Source organism: Pseudomonas sp. MS01C9 (assembly GCF_058202755.1).
In genome coordinates this window covers 4492881-4509146 of the sequence record NZ_CM177073.1, presented here as the reverse complement: position 1 = coordinate 4509146, position 16266 = coordinate 4492881, and the positions used below count along the sequence as shown (strand labels likewise).

At 61.1% G+C, this 16266-nt stretch carries 13 protein-coding genes; 4 read left to right on the top strand and 9 right to left on the bottom strand.

Features of this window, described 5'->3' with window-relative positions; genetic code table 11:
- Positions 1-62 precede the first annotated feature (62 nt).
- Together lexA and sulA are read left to right on the top strand one after the other, a co-directional pair.
- Complete coding sequence (gene lexA / locus AC1M7R_RS20490) at positions 63-671, top strand: transcriptional repressor LexA (RefSeq protein WP_072388999.1); 609 nt, start codon at positions 63-65, stop codon at positions 669-671.
- Between the two features lie 10 nt (positions 672-681).
- The gene (gene sulA, locus AC1M7R_RS20485; protein WP_072389001.1) at positions 682-1155 is read left to right on the top strand and encodes an SOS-induced cell division inhibitor SulA; all 474 of its coding nucleotides are present in this window, start codon (positions 682-684) and stop codon (positions 1153-1155) included.
- A 72-nt stretch (positions 1156-1227) separates the two neighbouring features.
- Here sulA and AC1M7R_RS20480 read toward each other — a convergent pair whose 3' ends face one another.
- The 7 genes from AC1M7R_RS20480 to AC1M7R_RS20450 all read right to left on the bottom strand — a co-directional run bounded on the left by AC1M7R_RS20480 (position 1228) and on the right by AC1M7R_RS20450 (position 9664).
- Positions 1228-1461: a hypothetical protein gene (locus tag AC1M7R_RS20480; protein ID WP_072389598.1), complete on the bottom strand. Its 234-nt coding sequence runs from the start codon at positions 1459-1461 to the stop codon at positions 1228-1230.
- 107 nt (positions 1462-1568) lie between these two features.
- Complete coding sequence (locus tag AC1M7R_RS20475; protein WP_072389003.1) at positions 1569-2093, bottom strand: DUF6586 family protein; 525 nt, start codon at positions 2091-2093, stop codon at positions 1569-1571.
- 190 nt (positions 2094-2283) lie between these two features.
- Complete coding sequence (gene topA / locus AC1M7R_RS20470; protein WP_072389005.1) at positions 2284-4896, bottom strand: type I DNA topoisomerase; 2613 nt, start codon at positions 4894-4896, stop codon at positions 2284-2286.
- A gap of 115 nt (positions 4897-5011) precedes the next feature.
- The gene (locus AC1M7R_RS20465) at positions 5012-5248 is read right to left on the bottom strand and encodes a DUF1653 domain-containing protein (protein WP_072389007.1); all 237 of its coding nucleotides are present in this window, start codon (positions 5246-5248) and stop codon (positions 5012-5014) included.
- A gap of 98 nt (positions 5249-5346) precedes the next feature.
- Positions 5347-6522: an acetyl-CoA C-acyltransferase FadA gene (gene fadA, locus AC1M7R_RS20460; RefSeq protein ID WP_053158700.1), complete on the bottom strand. Its 1176-nt coding sequence runs from the start codon at positions 6520-6522 to the stop codon at positions 5347-5349.
- 30 nt (positions 6523-6552) lie between these two features.
- A complete protein-coding gene (gene fadB, locus AC1M7R_RS20455; RefSeq protein WP_072389009.1) occupies positions 6553-8700 on the bottom strand; it encodes a fatty acid oxidation complex subunit alpha FadB in 2148 nt (715 codons plus the stop codon).
- Between the two features lie 526 nt (positions 8701-9226).
- On the bottom strand, positions 9227-9664 hold the full coding sequence (locus AC1M7R_RS20450) for a hypothetical protein (protein ID WP_072458062.1): 438 nt from the start codon (positions 9662-9664) through the stop codon (positions 9227-9229).
- 102 nt (positions 9665-9766) lie between these two features.
- Here AC1M7R_RS20450 and AC1M7R_RS20445 point away from each other — a divergent pair, with 102 nt between their 5' ends.
- Positions 9767-10207: a universal stress protein gene (locus tag AC1M7R_RS20445; RefSeq protein WP_072389013.1), complete on the top strand. Its 441-nt coding sequence runs from the start codon at positions 9767-9769 to the stop codon at positions 10205-10207.
- A gap of 99 nt (positions 10208-10306) precedes the next feature.
- Here the strand turns inward: AC1M7R_RS20445 and AC1M7R_RS20440 are convergent, their stop codons facing one another.
- The gene (locus AC1M7R_RS20440) at positions 10307-12226 is read right to left on the bottom strand and encodes an ATP-binding cassette domain-containing protein (RefSeq protein ID WP_072389015.1); all 1920 of its coding nucleotides are present in this window, start codon (positions 12224-12226) and stop codon (positions 10307-10309) included.
- Positions 12227-12450: 224 nt separating this feature from the next.
- On the opposite strand from AC1M7R_RS20440, the gene AC1M7R_RS20435 reads away from it, so the two are divergent.
- Positions 12451-14379 (top strand): transglycosylase SLT domain-containing protein, encoded by a 1929-nt coding sequence (locus AC1M7R_RS20435; RefSeq protein WP_072389017.1) that lies wholly within the window; start codon positions 12451-12453, stop codon positions 14377-14379.
- A 112-nt stretch (positions 14380-14491) separates the two neighbouring features.
- Here the strand turns inward: AC1M7R_RS20435 and AC1M7R_RS20430 are convergent, their stop codons facing one another.
- Positions 14492-16264, bottom strand: a complete 1773-nt coding sequence (locus AC1M7R_RS20430) for an ABC transporter transmembrane domain-containing protein (protein WP_072389019.1) — start codon at positions 16262-16264, stop codon at positions 14492-14494.
- Positions 16265-16266 lie beyond the last annotated feature (2 nt).

Here is a 16266-nt window from a genome sequence, read left to right as displayed (position 1 = left end):
TTGCCAAGCGGCCGCCACTGTATATAATCCCAGTCACTGTATAAAAAGACAGAGCGATCAATATGCTAAAGCTGACGCCACGCCAAGCAGAGATTCTGGCCTTCATCAAACGCTGCCTAGAAGACAACGGCTACCCGCCGACCCGCGCGGAAATCGCTCAGGAACTGGGTTTCAAGTCGCCCAACGCGGCAGAAGAACATCTCAAGGCCCTCGCTCGCAAAGGCGCGATCGAAATGACGCCCGGCGCGTCCCGCGGGATCCGCATCCCCGGCTTCGAAGCCAAGGCCGACGAAACCACCCTGCCGATCATTGGCCGCGTGGCGGCAGGCGCTCCGATCCTTGCTGAACAACACGTCGAAGAATCCTGCAACATCAACCCTTCTTTCTTCCATCCCCGGGCCGATTATCTTCTTCGCGTCCACGGCATGAGCATGAAGGACATCGGCATTTTCGATGGCGACCTGCTGGCGGTGCACACCACTCGCGAAGCCCGCAATGGCCAGATCGTCGTGGCGCGTATCGGTGACGAAGTGACCGTCAAGCGCTTCAAGCGCGATGGCAGCAAGGTCTGGCTGATCGCCGAAAACCCCGAATTCGCCCCCATCGAAGTGAACCTGAAAGAACAGGATCTCGTCATCGAAGGCTTGAGCGTCGGCGTCATTCGCCGCTAAAGGAGGCTTTATGCATTTCCCTCACACACCACAGCACACGCAACTGCCGCTGTTCGAGGCATTCATGGCCCAGCCTTTGGCTCCAGTCCTGAAAGATGTGATCGAATCACCCTGGGGCGTCGAGCCCGAGGCCTTCAGTGAATTGTCGTTACGTGGTGCGGCCGGGAACTGCCTGAACCTGCTGGCCCCGATCCTGCGGGAGTTGAGCCAGGACCAGGACGCTCGCTGGTTGACGCTGATCGCGCCTCCGGCGAGCGTTACCCAAGCCTGGCTGCGAGATGCCGGCCTCAATCGCGAGCGTATCCTGCTGCTGCAGCCCCGAGGCACTCAGAGCGCCCTACAGTTGACGTGCGAAGCATTGCGCCTGGGCCGTAGCCATACGGTGGTCAGCTGGCTCAACCCGCTATCCCCTGCCGCGCGACAACAGTTGATCAGCGCCGCTCGCGTCGGAGACGCACAAAGCCTGAATATTCGTTTGGGCTAGGACAACCACGAGGCTTCTCCAGGACAGAGAAGCCGGTCAGCAAATCATCTTTCAAAAACCGACAAACGGGTATCAATGAAGAACCCGTGGTCCTTCTTCCTTGCTGAACTCACCTTCAACCAGGCGCCCTGCCATTTGGACACCCACGCTCAACATCGCCTTGGCGACTTCGACGTGCTGCCCCTGAAGGAACGCCTTGGCGTCTTCGGAGAAACTCAGGGTAACCAGGGAACCCTCGTCCTCAGCCCTGCGCAGCTCGATGCGGCCGTCAGGAAGTTCGACAATTTCTAGAAAGGACGTAGGCATAAAAGTCTGTTCTCCACGAAAGGCGAGGATTATATCGCCATCGGCCAGGATTCGCTCGGGATCTTGACCAAGCGTTGTCAATGAACGTTACGGTCCGAAAAAGACCATCAGCATTCGTTCAACCCTTCACGGAAACGAATCGCCAGGCTTTTGAGATTCTGGCGCCAGCTCTCCAGCTCCTCCCGACTCAATTCGTCCTCAGGCTCCGGTTCGTCCAGGTTGACCGCCACAATCAACGGCTGGGTTACATCGCCCTTGGGCTTGTGCGGTGCCCGCGGCGGCTGGAACAGCGCCCCATGGGCCGCCAGCAATCTGGCCAGCCAGGTTTCAGGGTTCTGAGCCAGTTCGAGCATTTCCGCCAGCTCGGGGATGGCGATGTCCTGGAGGACCTCGCGGGTCAACAGCAGCTCTGCACGCGGAGCATTGGCCTGAGGCAAGCGATAGAAGCCTGCGATTTCATGACACAACCCCAATAACGCACCGTACAGGTGAAACAAGGCGGACTCACGCCCAGCCTGGATCAGTGCAGGGGAGTTCATTGCTCGTCCATCCTCGGCCCTGGCGAGCGCCTCGAGCGACAGGCCGGCGAAATAGATTTTCTGGTTGGTGCGGGTGTAGAGCTCGTGGGCCATGGCGGCATCCTCCCAACGACATGAAAGCTTCACGCAAGAGCGACAGTGTCATGGATCAACCGAGGCGACTGCAAGCCAAAAACAGAAAAGGCCCCATGACGGGGCCTTTTCTGTTCAACAACGGTGCTGTGGGAGCTGCCTGGTCATTCTGCGCACGCAAGCACTTTCATCCCCAAGTCATTGCCGACAATCAGCGTTTGTCTTCAACGGTCCACTTGCCGCCGTCGTAGTACGCCTTCCAGCCGGTGGGCTTGCCGTCGACCTCAGTCTGGACGTACTGCTCCTTGGTCTTGCGACTGTAGCGAATCACCGCCGGGCGACCGTCCGGATCCTTCTGCGGCGCTTCGCAAAGGAAATGGTACTTGGGATCGATCTCGTCCTTGTGCGGCAGCAGCTCTATCACCAGCGGTGCCCGGGTTTCACGGTTTTTCGGGAACTGGCTGGCGGCCAGGAACAGGCCGGACGCACCGTCACGCAGGATGTAGGTGTCGTTGACCTTCTCGCACTTGAGCTCAGGCATCTTCACCGGATCCATCTTCGGCGGTGCGGCGTCACCACTGCGCAGCAGTTTGCGGGTGTTCTTGCAGGTCGGGTTGGTGCAACCGAAAAACTTGCCGAAACGGCCGGTCTTGAGCTGCATCTCGCTACCGCACTTGTCGCACTCCAGGCTCGGGCCTTCATACCCCTTGATGCGATAGCTGCCCTCTTCGATCTCGTAGCCCGCACAATCCGGATTGTTACCGCAGATATGCAGCTTGCGCTTCTCATCCAGCAGGTAGGCATCCATCGCCGTGCTGCAGATCGGGCAGCGATGCTTGCCACGCAACACCAGGGATTCCGATTCCCCCTCGTCGTCCGCTGCGATTTCATCCCCCGGAACCAGGTTGACCGTGGCCTTGCAGCGCTCCTTGGGTGGCAGGCTGTAGCCCGAGCAACCCAGGAAGACGCCGGTCGAAGCCGTGCGGATCTGCATTGGACGACCGCAGGTCTGGCATGGAATATCGGTCATGACCGGCTGGTTGGCCCGCATGCCGTTGTCCGGGCTCTCCGCCACTTCGAGTTTTTTCTTGAAGTCGCCGTAGAACTCATCCAGGACGTTTTTCCAGTCCCGCTCGCCCTGGGCCACATCGTCGAGATTCTCTTCCATATCGGCGGTAAAGCCGTAGTCCATCAGGTTCGAGAAGCTCTCGGACAGGCGCTCGGTCACGATATCGCCCATCTTTTCCGAGTAGAACCGACGATTATGCAGCGCTACATAGCCACGATCCTGGATGGTGGAAATGATCGCTGCATAAGTCGAAGGACGACCGATACCACGCTTTTCCATCTCCTTGACCAGGCTGGCTTCCGAGTAGCGTGCCGGTGGCTTGGTGAAATGCTGCGTCGGATCGAGCTTGATGAGTTTCAGCACGTCGCCCTGGGCCATGTCCGGCAGGACATCGTCATCCCCAGGCTTGGTGATCTGCGGCATGACCCGGGTGTAGCCGTCGAACTTGAGGATGCGGCCCTTGGCGCGCAGCTCGAAGTCCCCGGCACCGACGCTGACGGTGGTGGACAGGTACTGGGCAGGCAGCATCTGGCATGCCAGGAACTGACGCCAGATCAGCTCGTACAGGCGCTCGGCATCACGCTCCATGCCCGACAGCTTGCTCGGCTCGGTATTGGCATCGGAGGGACGAATCGCTTCGTGAGCCTCCTGTGCGCCTTCCTTGCTGCTATAGACATTTGGCGTGTCCGGCAGGTACTTCTTGCCGAATTCGCTTTCGATGTAGGTGCGCGCCATCGCCACGGCATCGGCCGAAAGGTTGGTCGAGTCGGTACGCATGTAAGTGATGTAGCCCGCTTCGTACAGACGCTGGGCCATCATCATGGTTTTCTTCACGCCGAAGCCCAGGCGGTTGCTCGCGGCCTGCTGCAGCGTGGAGGTAATGAACGGCGCCGATGGCTTGCTGCTGGTCGGCTTGTCTTCACGCTTGACGATGCTGTAGCTGGAAGCCTTGAGCTTCTCCAGCGCTGCCATGGCCTGGGCTTCGTTGAGCGGCTTGAAGGCTTCGCCCTTCTCGCGGGCGACTTCGAAGCGCACGGTCGCGCCCTTGGTCGTGCCGAGGTCCGCATGCACTTCCCAATACTCTTCGGGAATGAACGCACGAATTTCCCGCTCGCGCTCCACCACCAGCTTCACTGCTACCGACTGCACACGACCGGCCGACAGGCCGCGGGCGATCTTGGCCCACAGCAGGGGCGAAACCATGTAGCCCACCACCCGGTCGAGGAAACGACGCGCCTGCTGGGCGTTGACCCGATCGATGTCCAGCTCGCCCGGCTCGGAGAACGCTTCCTGGATGGCCTTCTTAGTGATCTCGTTGAACACCACGCGCTTGTAGCGGCTGTCATCCCCCCCGATGGCTTCGCGCAGGTGCCAGGCGATGGCTTCCCCTTCGCGGTCCAAGTCCGTCGCCAGGTAGATGGTGTCGGCATCCTTGGCGAGCCGACGCAACTCTTCGATGACCTTTTCCTTGCCCGGGAGGATCTCGTACTTGGCCTTCCAGCCATGCTCCGGATCGACTCCCATGCGCGAGACCAGCTGCTTGCGCGCCTTTTCCTTCGGCGACAGCGCCGGCGCTTCGCCCGCAGTGGCCTTGCCGCGCTTGGCGGCTGGCTCCTTGCTGGCGCTAGCCGAACCGCTGGTGGGCAGGTCACGGATATGGCCGATACTCGACTTCACCACGTATTGGTTACCCAGATACTTGTTGATGGTCTTGGCCTTAGCCGGGGATTCCACAATGACCAGCGATTTGCCCATGGATCAGAAAATTCCTGAATTCTAAAAAGTGAAAGGCGGTTGGCGCCTGACGCGGCACCGCTATATATAGTGGCTGTAAGGTGAGGTCAAGCGCAGGGGGTCCCGCACGAAGGCCTCATGGCCTGGAAAAAATGCTCTCTTCGGCCTGCACCAAAGCAAAGCGCGGCACCTGTTCGCCGTCAACCTCGACGGACTCCTGGAACATGCTCAAGGGACGCACCCAAAAGCCGTAATCGCCATACAGGGCCTGGTAGAAGACCACTTCTTCCTCGGTCTCGGAATGCCGCGCGATGCTGAATACGCGGTACTGCGGACCTTTGTAATGTTGGTAGAGCCCTGGTTGTATCGGCATGCTTCGGCCCTCGCTCAAGTCCTTTCAAAATAAAAACAAAATAAATCCGGAAAAACAAAAACCGGGGCACTCGGCCCCGGCTTCCATCGACGCAACGCTTAGACGCGTTCGAAGACAGTGGCGATGCCTTGGCCAAGGCCAATGCACATGGTGGACACCCCGAAAGTGCCGCCGTTCTGTTTCATGACGTTCAGCAACGTACCGGAGATACGCGCACCGGAGCAACCGAACGGGTGTCCCAGGGCGATCGCGCCGCCGTGCAGGTTAACCTTCTCGTCCATCTTGTCGAGCACTTTCAGATCTTTCAGCACCGGCAGGGCCTGTGCAGCGAAAGCTTCGTTGAGCTCGATGAAGTCGATATCGGCCATGCTCAGGCCGGCACGCTTCAGGGCTTTCTGGGTAGCCGGTACTGGACCATAGCCCATGATCGCCGGATCCACACCCGCTACCGCCATCGAACGAATCACGGCCATCGGCTGGATCCCCAGGTCCTGGGCACGCTGGGCGGACATCACGATCATGCACGAAGCACCATCGGTGATCTGCGACGAAGTGCCGGCCGTCACGGTACCACCCTTCGGGTTGAAGGCCGGCTTGAGGGTCGCCAGGCTTTCCAGGGTGGTTTCCGGACGGATGGTTTCGTCGTAGTCGAACAACTTCAGGAAGCCGTTCTCGTCGTAACCCTGCATCGGGATGATCTCGTCCTTGAACTTGCCTTCCACGGTCGCCTTGTGGGCGAGCTGGTGGGAGCGCACGCCAAAGGCGTCCTGCTGTTCGCGGGTGATGCCGTGCATCTTGCCGAGCATTTCCGCGGTCAGGCCCATCATGCCGGAGGCCTTTGCCGCATACAGCGACATATGCGGGTTCGGATCGACGCCGTGCATCATGCTCACGTGGCCCATGTGCTCGACACCACCGACGACGAACACGTCACCGTTGCCAGTCATGATCGCCTGGGCGGCGGTGTGCAGCGCGCTCATGGAGGAACCGCACAGGCGGCTGACGGTCTGGCCGGCCGACGTGTGGGGAATCTGGGTCATCAGCGAAGCCATGCGGGCGATGTTCCAGCCCTGCTCCAGGGTCTGGTTCACACAGCCCCAGATCACGTCTTCGACTTCATTGGGGTCGACCTTGACGTTGCGCTCCAGCAGCTTGCTGATCAGGTGCGCCGACATGTCCTCGGCACGGGTGTTGCGGTGCATGCCGCCCTTGGAGCGGCCCATCGGCGTACGACCGAAGTCGACGATCACGACGTCTCTAGGATTCAAGCTCATAAATGTTCTCTCGCTCTAGTCGTTGGGCGCTTAACCGAAGAAGCTCTGGCCGTTCTTGGCCATTTCACGCAGCTTCGCGGTGGGGTGGTACAGCGCGCCCAGATCAGCGTACTGGTCAGCCAGGGCAACGAACTGTGCAACACCGATCGAATCGATGTAGCGCAGCGCACCGCCACGGAATGGAGGGAAACCGATACCGTAGACCAGACCCATGTCGGCTTCGGCGGCGGTTTCGACAATGCCGTCTTCCAGGCAACGCACGGTCTCCAGGCACAGCGGGATCATCATCCAGTTGATGATGTCCTCGTCGGTGACTTCGCGCTGCTCATAGACGATCGGCTTGAGCACTTCCAGCACCGACGGGTCGGCCACTTTCTTCTGCTTGCCGCGCTTGTCGGTTTCGTAGGCATAGAAGCCCTTGCCGTTCTTCTGGCCCAGGCGCTTGGCTTCATAGAGCACGTCAACGGCGGAACGACGGTCGTCCTTCATGCGGTCCGGGAAACCTTCGGCCATGACGTCGCGGCCATGGTGACCGGTGTCGATGCCGACCACGTCCATCAGGTAGGCCGGGCCCATCGGCCAGCCGAATTTCTCCATGATCTTGTCGATGCGCACGAAGTCCACGCCGGCGCTGACCAGCTTGGCAAAACCGCCGAAGTACGGGAACAGCACGCGGTTGACCAAAAAGCCCGGGCAGTCGTTGACGACGATCGGGTTCTTGCCCATTTTCTTGGCGTAGGCCACGGTGGTGGCGATAGCCTGTTCGCTGGACTTCTCGCCCCGGATCACTTCCACCAGCGGCATCATGTGCACCGGGTTGAAGAAGTGCATGCCCACGAAGTTCTCCGGGCGCTTGAGGGCCTTGGCCAGCAGCGAGATGGAAATGGTCGAAGTGTTCGAAGCAAGGATGGTGTCCTCCTTGACCTGGTCTTCGACTTCAGCCAATACCGCCTGCTTGACCTTCGGATTCTCGACAACCGCTTCGACCACCAGGTCGACATGGCCGAAGTCACCATAGGACAAGGTCGGGCGAATGCCGTTGAGCACTTCGGCCATCTTCGCGGCGGTCATGCGGCCTTTGTCGACGCGGCCCACCAGCAGTTTGGCGGCTTCGGCCAGGCCTTGCTCGATACCGTGCTCGTTGATGTCTTTCATCAGGATCGGCGTGCCCTTGGACGCCGACTGATAAGCGATACCACCGCCCATGATGCCGGCGCCCAGCACGGCAGCCTGCTTCACGTCACGCGCGATTTCGTCGTAGGCCTTGGCCTTTTTCTTCAGTTCCTGGTCATTGAGGAACAGACCGATCAGGCTTTGTGCAGCGGAGGTCTTGGCCAGTTTGACGAAGCCGGCGGCTTCGGCTTCCAGGGCCTTGTCGCGACCGAAGTTCGCGGCTTTCTGAATGGTCTTGATGGCTTCGACCGGCGCCGGGTAGTTCGGGCCAGCCTGGCCGGCCACGAAACCCTTGGCGGTTTCGAAAGCCATCATCTGTTCGATGGCGTTGAGCTTGAGCTTTTCCAGCTTCGGCTGGCGCTTGGCCTTGTAATCGAACTCACCGCTGATGGCACGCTTGACCAGCTCGAGGGCGGCCTCCTGGAGTTTGCCAGGCTCGACCACGGCATCCACGGCACCGACTTTCAGCGCGTCTTCGGCACGGTTTTCCTTGCCGGCGGCAATCCATTCGATGGCGTTGTCGACGCCGATCAGGCGGGGCAGGCGCACGGTGCCACCAAAGCCCGGATAGATGCCCAGCTTGACTTCCGGCAGGCCGATCTTGGCCGACGTGGACATGACGCGATAATCCGCCGCCAGGCACATTTCCAGGCCGCCACCCAGGGCGATACCGTTGATGGCCGCGACGGTCGGAACATTGAGGTCTTCGAAATCGCTGAAGATACGGTTGGCTTCGAGGTTGCCGGCGATCAGTTCGGCATCGGGCAGCTTGAAGTTGTCGACGAACTCGGTGATGTCGGCGCCGACGATGAAGACGTCCTTGCCACTGCTGACGATCACACCCTTGATCGAAGCATCTGCCTTGATAGTGTCCACGGCCTGACGCAATTCATTCAGGGTTAGACGGTTGAACTTGTTGACGGACTCACCCTTGAGGTCGAACTTGAGTTCGACGATGCCGCTTTCAAGAGCCTTAACCGTGATGGCTTTACCTTCGTAAATCATCAACTGATCTCCACGATATGGACGCTGAACAGTACACGTTGAACGCTGACCACTGGTTCGGCATTGACGTTACCGTCGATGCTACGCCAATCCGCCAGGCACACCCGCCAACGCGATAGTCGGGGTTCTGTAGGAGCATTCGGAAAATACAAACGCTCAATTCATACGCCCGTTTGATTTGGGTACGTCACCTTCACGGAAATTCCGACAATTGTCAATCGCCCTAAACAGGGCGCCGAGCGCGACTTGACAGTCATTTCCGTACCGTACGGATCCGCAACACGGCGCCGCATGCAAGGCCATTCATAAGATCAATAATTAGAAAAGTCGCCCTAATTCCAGGCACGCTGATTTCGACCGGCTATGCTGGCGTAAGTGCGTTTGAAAACGGTCGGCTGATGAGGTCGCGAACGAACGTCCGGACAAGAATTCTGTTTACCGGCCTGCCTGGCCAACCCGCCCGATGAAGCTGTCGGGCTTTTTTATGGGTGCGGACGGCGACGCCCCATGACCTTCCGCCGCCCCGTCAAGCCAATGCCTTGAGCACATCGGAAATGTCCTGCAATACAGTGGCCTCGCCTTTTTCGCCCCAGTACAACGCGATCATTTGCCGATCGGCTTGGATCTTGTAGACGTTGGCGGGCAGCTTCTCCAGATGGGCGAGCAGCGCCTCATCCTGGCAGACTTCCCGCCACTGGTTGACCCAGACACCTGGCGCGCTTTGCCAGTAGCTCCAACTGGCCGGTTGCTTGCCGCGCCGGGGCCGGAGGTACTGGGCGCAAGGATTCGGTGGCTGCGGCTCGAGCCAGTGCGGCCACTCCTGGGGTGCCAGTTGCATGGCCAGGCCGAGGCGCCGCGCCTCCATGCGCAGGGCCATGCGACCGCTCTGTACACGGGACGGCCGCAACCATGCCAGGGGGCTCAACACCACCAGCAGGATTGACACCACTATCCAGACCGTCATATCTGTACTCCCGAATTCTGATGGGCCATTGACCGAGGTCGCCGTCAATGCGCTTGAAACCAGCCATACTTAACCGTATCGCAATTCTCTGGAGTGCTTTCCATGTACTACGAACACATCCTGGTCGCCGTCGACCTTACTGAAGAATGCGATCCCGTCGTCAAGCGTGCCCTCGCGCTTTGCGAAGGCCGAGACACCAAGCTTTCGCTGGTGCATATCGTCGAACCGATGGCCATGGCCTTCGGCGGCGACGTGCCAATGGACCTATCCCAGCTGCAACAACAGCAATTCGACCAGGCCAAGGAACGCCTTGACCGACTGATCGCGAAATATCCGGCCCTGAAGAAGGAATTCAGCCACCTGACCTACGGCCAGCCGCGCCAGGAAATCCACCACCTGGCCAAGGAACAGGGTTGCGACCTGATCGTGGTCGGCAGCCACGGTCGCCATGGCCTGGCACTGCTGCTGGGCTCTACCGCCAATGATGTGCTGCACGGCGCGCCTTGCGATGTGCTGGCGGTGCACCTGATCAAGCGCACATGATCCATGGGGAGCGAGCCTGCTTGCTCCCCATGGAGAGCGTTTTCAAATGAAAATCCCGGTATTCATTGCTGAACGCCGGGATTTACTTGCAACGGTTGATCACGCGTCCAGTTCGGCCCAGCGCTCGACCAAGGCATCCAGCTCGGCCTGCAACTGCTCCAGCTGCGCGATCACCTTGGCGGTTTCGGCGGGAGGGCGCTGATAGAAACCGGCCTCCGCCATTTCAGCTTCCACCGCCGCGATCTGCGCTTCCTTGGCCTCGATATCGCCGGGCAAGGCTTCCAGCTCGCGCTGCAGCTTATAGCTGAGTTTTTTCCTGGCCGGTGCCGGGGCGGCAGCCGAGACAACCGGTGCAGGTTCGGCCTTGACCACGGCCGAGTTCAGGTCGGCCTTGCCGGACTTGCTCTCGGTCACGCCCAGGAGGCGCGGCGAGCCACCCTGGCGCAACCAGTCCTGATACCCGCCGACGTATTCGCGAACCTGTCCCTCGCCTTCGAACACCAGGGTGCTGGTAACCACGTTGTCGAGGAAGGCCCGGTCGTGACTGACCATCAGCACCGTGCCGCTGAAGGTCAGCAACACTTCTTCCAGCAACTCCAGGGTTTCCACGTCCAGGTCGTTGGTCGGTTCGTCGAGCACCAGCAGGTTCGCCGGCTTGCTGAACAGCTTCGCCAGCAAGAGACGGGCACGCTCACCGCCGGACAAGGCCTTGACCGGCGTACGCGCACGCTGGGGGCTGAACAGGAAGTCGCCCAGGTAGCTCAGTACGTGGCGGCTCTGGCCATCGATCTCGATGAAGTCGCGGCCCTCGGCGACGTTGTCGATCACCGTCTTTTCCAGATCCAGCTGATGGCGCAACTGGTCGAAGTAGGCGACATCGATCCTGGTGCCCTCTTCTACCTTGCCGCTGGTAGGCGTCAGGCCACCGAGCATCAGCTTGAGCAAGGTGGTCTTGCCGGTGCCGTTGGCACCCAGCAGGCCGATACGGTCGCCCCGCTGCAGGACCATGGAAAAGTCCTTGACCAGGAGCGGTCCGCCCGGATGGGCAAAGCTGACGTTCTCCAGCACCATCACCTGCTTGCCGGACTTCTCGGCGGTGTCGAGCTGGATATTGGCCTTGCCGGTACGCTCGCGACGCTCGCTGCGTTCGACACGCAGGGCCTTGAGGGCGCGTACGCGGCCTTCGTTGCGAGTACGCCGGGCCTTGATGCCCTGGCGAATCCAGACTTCTTCCTGGGCCAGGCGCTTGTCGAACAAGGCATTGGCGGTTTCTTCGGCCGCCAGCATGGCTTCCTTGTGCACCAGGAAACTGGCGTAGTCGCCGTTCCAGTCAATCAGGCCGCCGCGATCCAGCTCGAGGATGCGGGTCGCCAGGTTCTGCAGGAAAGAACGGTCGTGGGTGATGAACAGCACCGCCCCCTGGAAATCCTTCAAGGCCTCTTCGAGCCAGGCGATGGCGCCGATGTCCAGGTGGTTGGTCGGTTCGTCGAGCAGCAGCAGGTCCGGCTCGGACACCAGGGCCTGGGCCAGCAGGACCCGGCGGCGCCAGCCACCGGACAGATCGGCCAGGGTCTTGTCGGCCGGCAATTGCAGGCGGCTCAGGGTGCTGTCGACCAGTTGCTGCAGGCGCCAGCCATCACGGGCCTCGAGGTCATGCTGCACGTGCATCAGCTTTTCCAGGTCGGCATCGGTGACGATGTTCTGGCTCAGGTGATGATACTCGGCCAGCAGCGCACCGACGCCGTCCAGGCCCTCGGCAACCACATCGAACACCGTCCGCTCGTCGGCCACCGGCAATTCCTGGGGCAATTCGCCGATCTTCAGGCCCGGGGCCCGCCAGACGGAGCCGTCGTCGGGCTTCTGGTCACCCTTGACCAGCTTCATCATGCTGGACTTGCCGGTACCGTTGCGGCCGATGATGCACACCCGCTCGCCACGGGCGATCTGCCAGGACACCTTGTCCAACAACGGCATGGCGCCGAACGCAAGGGACACATCGCTGAATTTGAGCAGGGTCATGAGCTTCTCCAAAAACCGGGCGCGCATTCTACCCGAGATAGGACCTTGCAGGGCCGCCTATTTCGTCACCCGAGGGCTCTTTACAGGTTCGGCGCGACAAAAACCGCGAACTTGCACCGATGGCCCCGCAAAGCTTTCGCCGCTTGCTGGCAAAAGGCTAAGCTACAGACAGTTACCCTGGGTTTTCCCTTGGGCTTGTCATGTTTTTTCTGCCCGGACGTATCATGCGCAGTCGCCTTTTTAGTGTCTTGTCCTGTTTTTTCGTGTGTGCCACTGCCATCCAGACCGCCCAGGCGGTGGATATCTCCACTCAACGCCAGTATTACGATGAGGCCAAGCGTGCCCTGGCCAAGGGCGACTCCGGCCCGTACTTGCGCTACAGCCAGGCCTTGCGCGACTATCCGCTGGAGCCGTACCTGGCCTATGACGAACTGACCGCGCGCCTCAAGAGCGCCAGCAACGCCGAAATCGAGAAGTTCCTCGCTGAACACGGTGACCTGCCCCAGGCCAACTGGATGAAGTTGCGCTGGCTGCGCTGGCTGAGCGAACGCGGCGACTGGCAGACCTTCGTCAAGTATTACGACCCCAAGCTCAACTTCACCGAACTGGACTGCCTCAATGCCCAATACCAGCTCACCCATGGCTTGAAGGCCGAAGGCTACGCCAACACCGAGAAACTCTGGCTCACCGGCAAGTCCCAGCCGCAGGCGTGCGACGCGCTGTTCGGCCTGTGGGCCTCCCAGGGCCAGTTGACGGAACAGAAACGCTGGGAGCGGGCCAAGCTGGCCGCCCAGGCCCGCAACTATCCGCTGGCCAACAGCCTGGTCAGCGGCCTGACCACCCTCGCCCCCCGAGGCAAATTGCTGGTGGACGTGGCGCAGAAACCCGAACTGCTCAACCAGCCGTCGCGCTTCAGCCCGGCGGACGAGCCCATGTCCGATATCGTCAGCCTCGGCCTGCGCCGCCTCGCCCGCCAGGATCCTGACAAAGCCATGGCATTGCTGGACGGCTACGCCAGCACCATGCACTTTTCCCGCGACGAGAAGGTCGCCATCGCCCGGGAGATCGGCCTGACCCTGGCCAAGCGTTTCGACAGTCGTGCCCTGGACGTGATGACCAGATACGATCCGGAGCTGCGGGACGACACCGTGTCGGAATGGCGCCTGCGCCTGTTGCTGCGCCTGGGTCGCTGGAATGAGGCCTATGAATTGAGCCGGCGCCTGCCCGAGTCGCTGGCCACCACCAACCGCTGGCGCTACTGGCAGGCCCGTAGCCTGGAACTGGCGCAACCGCAGAACCCCGAGGCACAGGCGCTTTACAAGCACTTGGCGCGTGAGCGGGACTTCTACGGGTTCCTGGCCGCCGACCGCTCCCAGTCGCCCTACTCCCTGGTCAACAAACCGCTGGTGATGAGCCAGGCGCTGGTCAACAAGGTGCGCAATACCCCAGGCGTACGCCGGGCGCTGGAGTTTCATGCCCGCGGGCAGATCGTCGACGGTCGCCGCGAGTGGTACCACGTCAGCCGGCATTTCAGCCGGGAGGAAATGGTCGCCCAGGCGAAACTCGCCTATGACCTGAAATGGTATTTCCCGGCGATCCGCACCATCAGCCAGGCCAAGTACTGGGACGACCTGGACATCCGCTTCCCGATGGCCCACCGCGAGACCCTGGTGCGCGAGGCCAAGGTTCGTGGCCTGCATTCGAGCTGGGTCTTCGCGATCACCCGCCAGGAAAGTGCCTTTATGGATGACGCCCGCTCCAGCGTCGGTGCCGCCGGCCTGATGCAACTGATGCCCGGCACCGCCAAGGAGACCGCGCGCAAGTTCAGCATCCCCCTGGCCTCGCCACAGCAGGTATTGAACCCCGACAAGAACATCCAGCTGGGCGCGGCCTACCTGAGCCAGGTGCACAGCCAGTTCAACGGCAACCGCGTACTGGCTTCGGCCGCCTACAATGCCGGCCCCGGGCGCGTACGCCAGTGGCTGCGTGGCGCCGATCACCTGAGCTTCGACGTCTGGGTCGAAAGCATCCCGTTCGATGAAACCCGCCAATACGTGCAGAACGTGTTGTCCTACTCGGTGATCTACGGCCAGAAACTCAACTCGCCGCAGCCGTTGGTGGATTGGCACGAGCGGTACTTCGATGATCAGTGAGGGTTAGCGTCGAGCTTCAAGTGGCAAGCGGTTCCTCAAAAGCGAAAAAAATGCCCGTATAGAAAGCCACGGGCATTTTTTTGTCGGTTACCGGACCTTACGGCGGCAGTCCTCAGCCAGTTGCCGACTCCCGGCCAGCATCGAACTGCAACGCCGCCAACCGCGCATACAGCGCATTGCTGGCCACCAGCTCCTGATGAGTGCCCACGGCAACCACTTTGCCCTGGTCCATCACCGCGATCCGGTCGGCGTTCTTCACCGTCGCCAGGCGATGGGCGATGACCAGGGTGGTACGGTTCTTCATCAGACTGGGCAGGGCTTGCTGGATCAAGTGTTCGCTTTGCGCATCGAGGGCGCTGGTGGCCTCATCCAGCAGCAGGATCGGTGCATCCACCAGCAGCGCCCGCGCGATGGCCAGGCGTTGACGCTGGCCACCGGACAGCCCCAGGCCACCATCGCCCAGGTGGGTCTGGTAGCCATCGGGCATTTTTTCGATGAAGTCATGGGCGTGGGCGATCTGCGCCGCCTCGCGTACCTGCGCGGAGGTCGCCTGGGGATTGCCGTAGCGGAGGTTTTCTTCCACGGTGCCGAAAAACAGTGCCGGATTCTGCGACACCAGGGCGAAATGACGCCGCAGGTCCAGCGGATCGAGCCGGGTCAACGGTACGTCGTCGATCAGGATCCGGCCCTGCTGTGGGTCGTAGAATCGCAGCAACAAGTCATACACGGTGGATTTGCCCGCCCCGGACGGCCCGACCAGGGCCAGGGTCTCACCAGCCCTGACGCTCAGGTCCAGGCCATCGACCGCGTAGCTTTCCGGCCGGGAGGGATAGGAAAAACGCACGCCCTCGAGACGCAGATCACCCCGCACCCGCGGGGGCAAGGTCACCAGGCCCGAGCTTGGAGGCTGGATGATGTTCTGCGAGCGCAGCAGTTCGGCGATGCGTTCCGCGGCACCGGCTGCCCGCTGCAGCTCGCCGATCACCTCGCTCAAGGTGCCGAAGGCACTGCCGACGATCAGGCTGTAGAACACGAAAGCAGCCAGTTCACCGCCGGAAATCCGTCCGGCGATCACGTCCATGCCGCCCACCCAGAGCATGACCCCTACCGCTCCCAGCACCAGCACGATCACCAGCGTGATCAGCCAGGCCCGCTGGGCGATGCGCTTGCGAGCCGTGTCGAAAGCCTGCTCCACCGTGACGGCGAAACGTCCCTCGTCCTGGACCTGATGATTGTAGGCCTGGACGGTCTTGATCTGGCCCAGGGTTTCGGCGACGTAGCTGCCGACATCGGCGATGCGGTCCTGGCTCTCGCGGGACAGGCTGCGCACCCGGCGCCCGAAAACCAGGATCGGCGCCAGCACCAGCGGCAAGGCAATCACCACGATGCTGGTGAGCTTAGGGTTGGTGACGAACAGCAGCACGATGCCGCCGACCACCATCAAGGCATTGCGCAGGAACAACGACAGCGAAGAACCGATCACCGATTGCAGCAAGGTGGTATCTGCGGTCAGGCGCGACTGGATTTCGGAACTGCGGTTGTTCTCGTAGAACCCCGGGTGCAAGTACACCAGGTGGTTGAACACCTGGCGGCGGATATCGGCCACCACCCGCTCGCCAATCCAGGACACCAAGTAGAAGCGGGCGAAGGTGCCGACCGCCAACCCCGCCACCAGCACCATGAACAACCCGATGGACTGGTTGAGCAGATGAGGGGAACGGGTCATGAAGCCCTGGTCTACCAGTAACCGGATGCCCTGGCCCATGGACAAGGTTATGCCCGCCGTGACGATAAGGGCCAGCAAGGCACCGGCGACCTGCTTGCGGTAGGGGGCGATAAAACCACTGGCCAGGCCAATGGCCCGGCGATGTCGAGAAGAAAGCATTC

What these genes read in the sequence shown, in the direction of transcription:
- lexA (WP_072388999.1), top strand. Translation starts at nt 63, where the DNA reads ATGCTAAAGCTGACGCCACGCCAAGCAGAGATTCTGGCCTTCATCAAA.
- sulA (WP_072389001.1), top strand. Translation starts at nt 682, where the DNA reads ATGCATTTCCCTCACACACCACAGCACACGCAACTGCCGCTGTTCGAG.
- AC1M7R_RS20480 (WP_072389598.1), bottom strand. Translation starts at nt 1,461, where the DNA reads ATGCCTACGTCCTTTCTAGAAATTGTCGAACTTCCTGACGGCCGCATC.
- AC1M7R_RS20475 (WP_072389003.1), bottom strand. Translation starts at nt 2,093, where the DNA reads ATGGCCCACGAGCTCTACACCCGCACCAACCAGAAAATCTATTTCGCC.
- topA (WP_072389005.1), bottom strand. Translation starts at nt 4,896, where the DNA reads ATGGGCAAATCGCTGGTCATTGTGGAATCCCCGGCTAAGGCCAAGACC.
- AC1M7R_RS20465 (WP_072389007.1), bottom strand. Translation starts at nt 5,248, where the DNA reads ATGCCGATACAACCAGGGCTCTACCAACATTACAAAGGTCCGCAGTAC.
- fadA (WP_053158700.1), bottom strand. Translation starts at nt 6,522, where the DNA reads ATGAGCTTGAATCCTAGAGACGTCGTGATCGTCGACTTCGGTCGTACG.
- fadB (WP_072389009.1), bottom strand. Translation starts at nt 8,700, where the DNA reads ATGATTTACGAAGGTAAAGCCATCACGGTTAAGGCTCTTGAAAGCGGC.
- AC1M7R_RS20450 (WP_072458062.1), bottom strand. Translation starts at nt 9,664, where the DNA reads ATGACGGTCTGGATAGTGGTGTCAATCCTGCTGGTGGTGTTGAGCCCC.
- AC1M7R_RS20445 (WP_072389013.1), top strand. Translation starts at nt 9,767, where the DNA reads ATGTACTACGAACACATCCTGGTCGCCGTCGACCTTACTGAAGAATGC.
- AC1M7R_RS20440 (WP_072389015.1), bottom strand. Translation starts at nt 12,226, where the DNA reads ATGACCCTGCTCAAATTCAGCGATGTGTCCCTTGCGTTCGGCGCCATG.
- AC1M7R_RS20435 (WP_072389017.1), top strand. Translation starts at nt 12,451, where the DNA reads ATGCGCAGTCGCCTTTTTAGTGTCTTGTCCTGTTTTTTCGTGTGTGCC.
- AC1M7R_RS20430 (WP_072389019.1), bottom strand. Translation starts at nt 16,264, where the DNA reads ATGCTTTCTTCTCGACATCGCCGGGCCATTGGCCTGGCCAGTGGTTTT.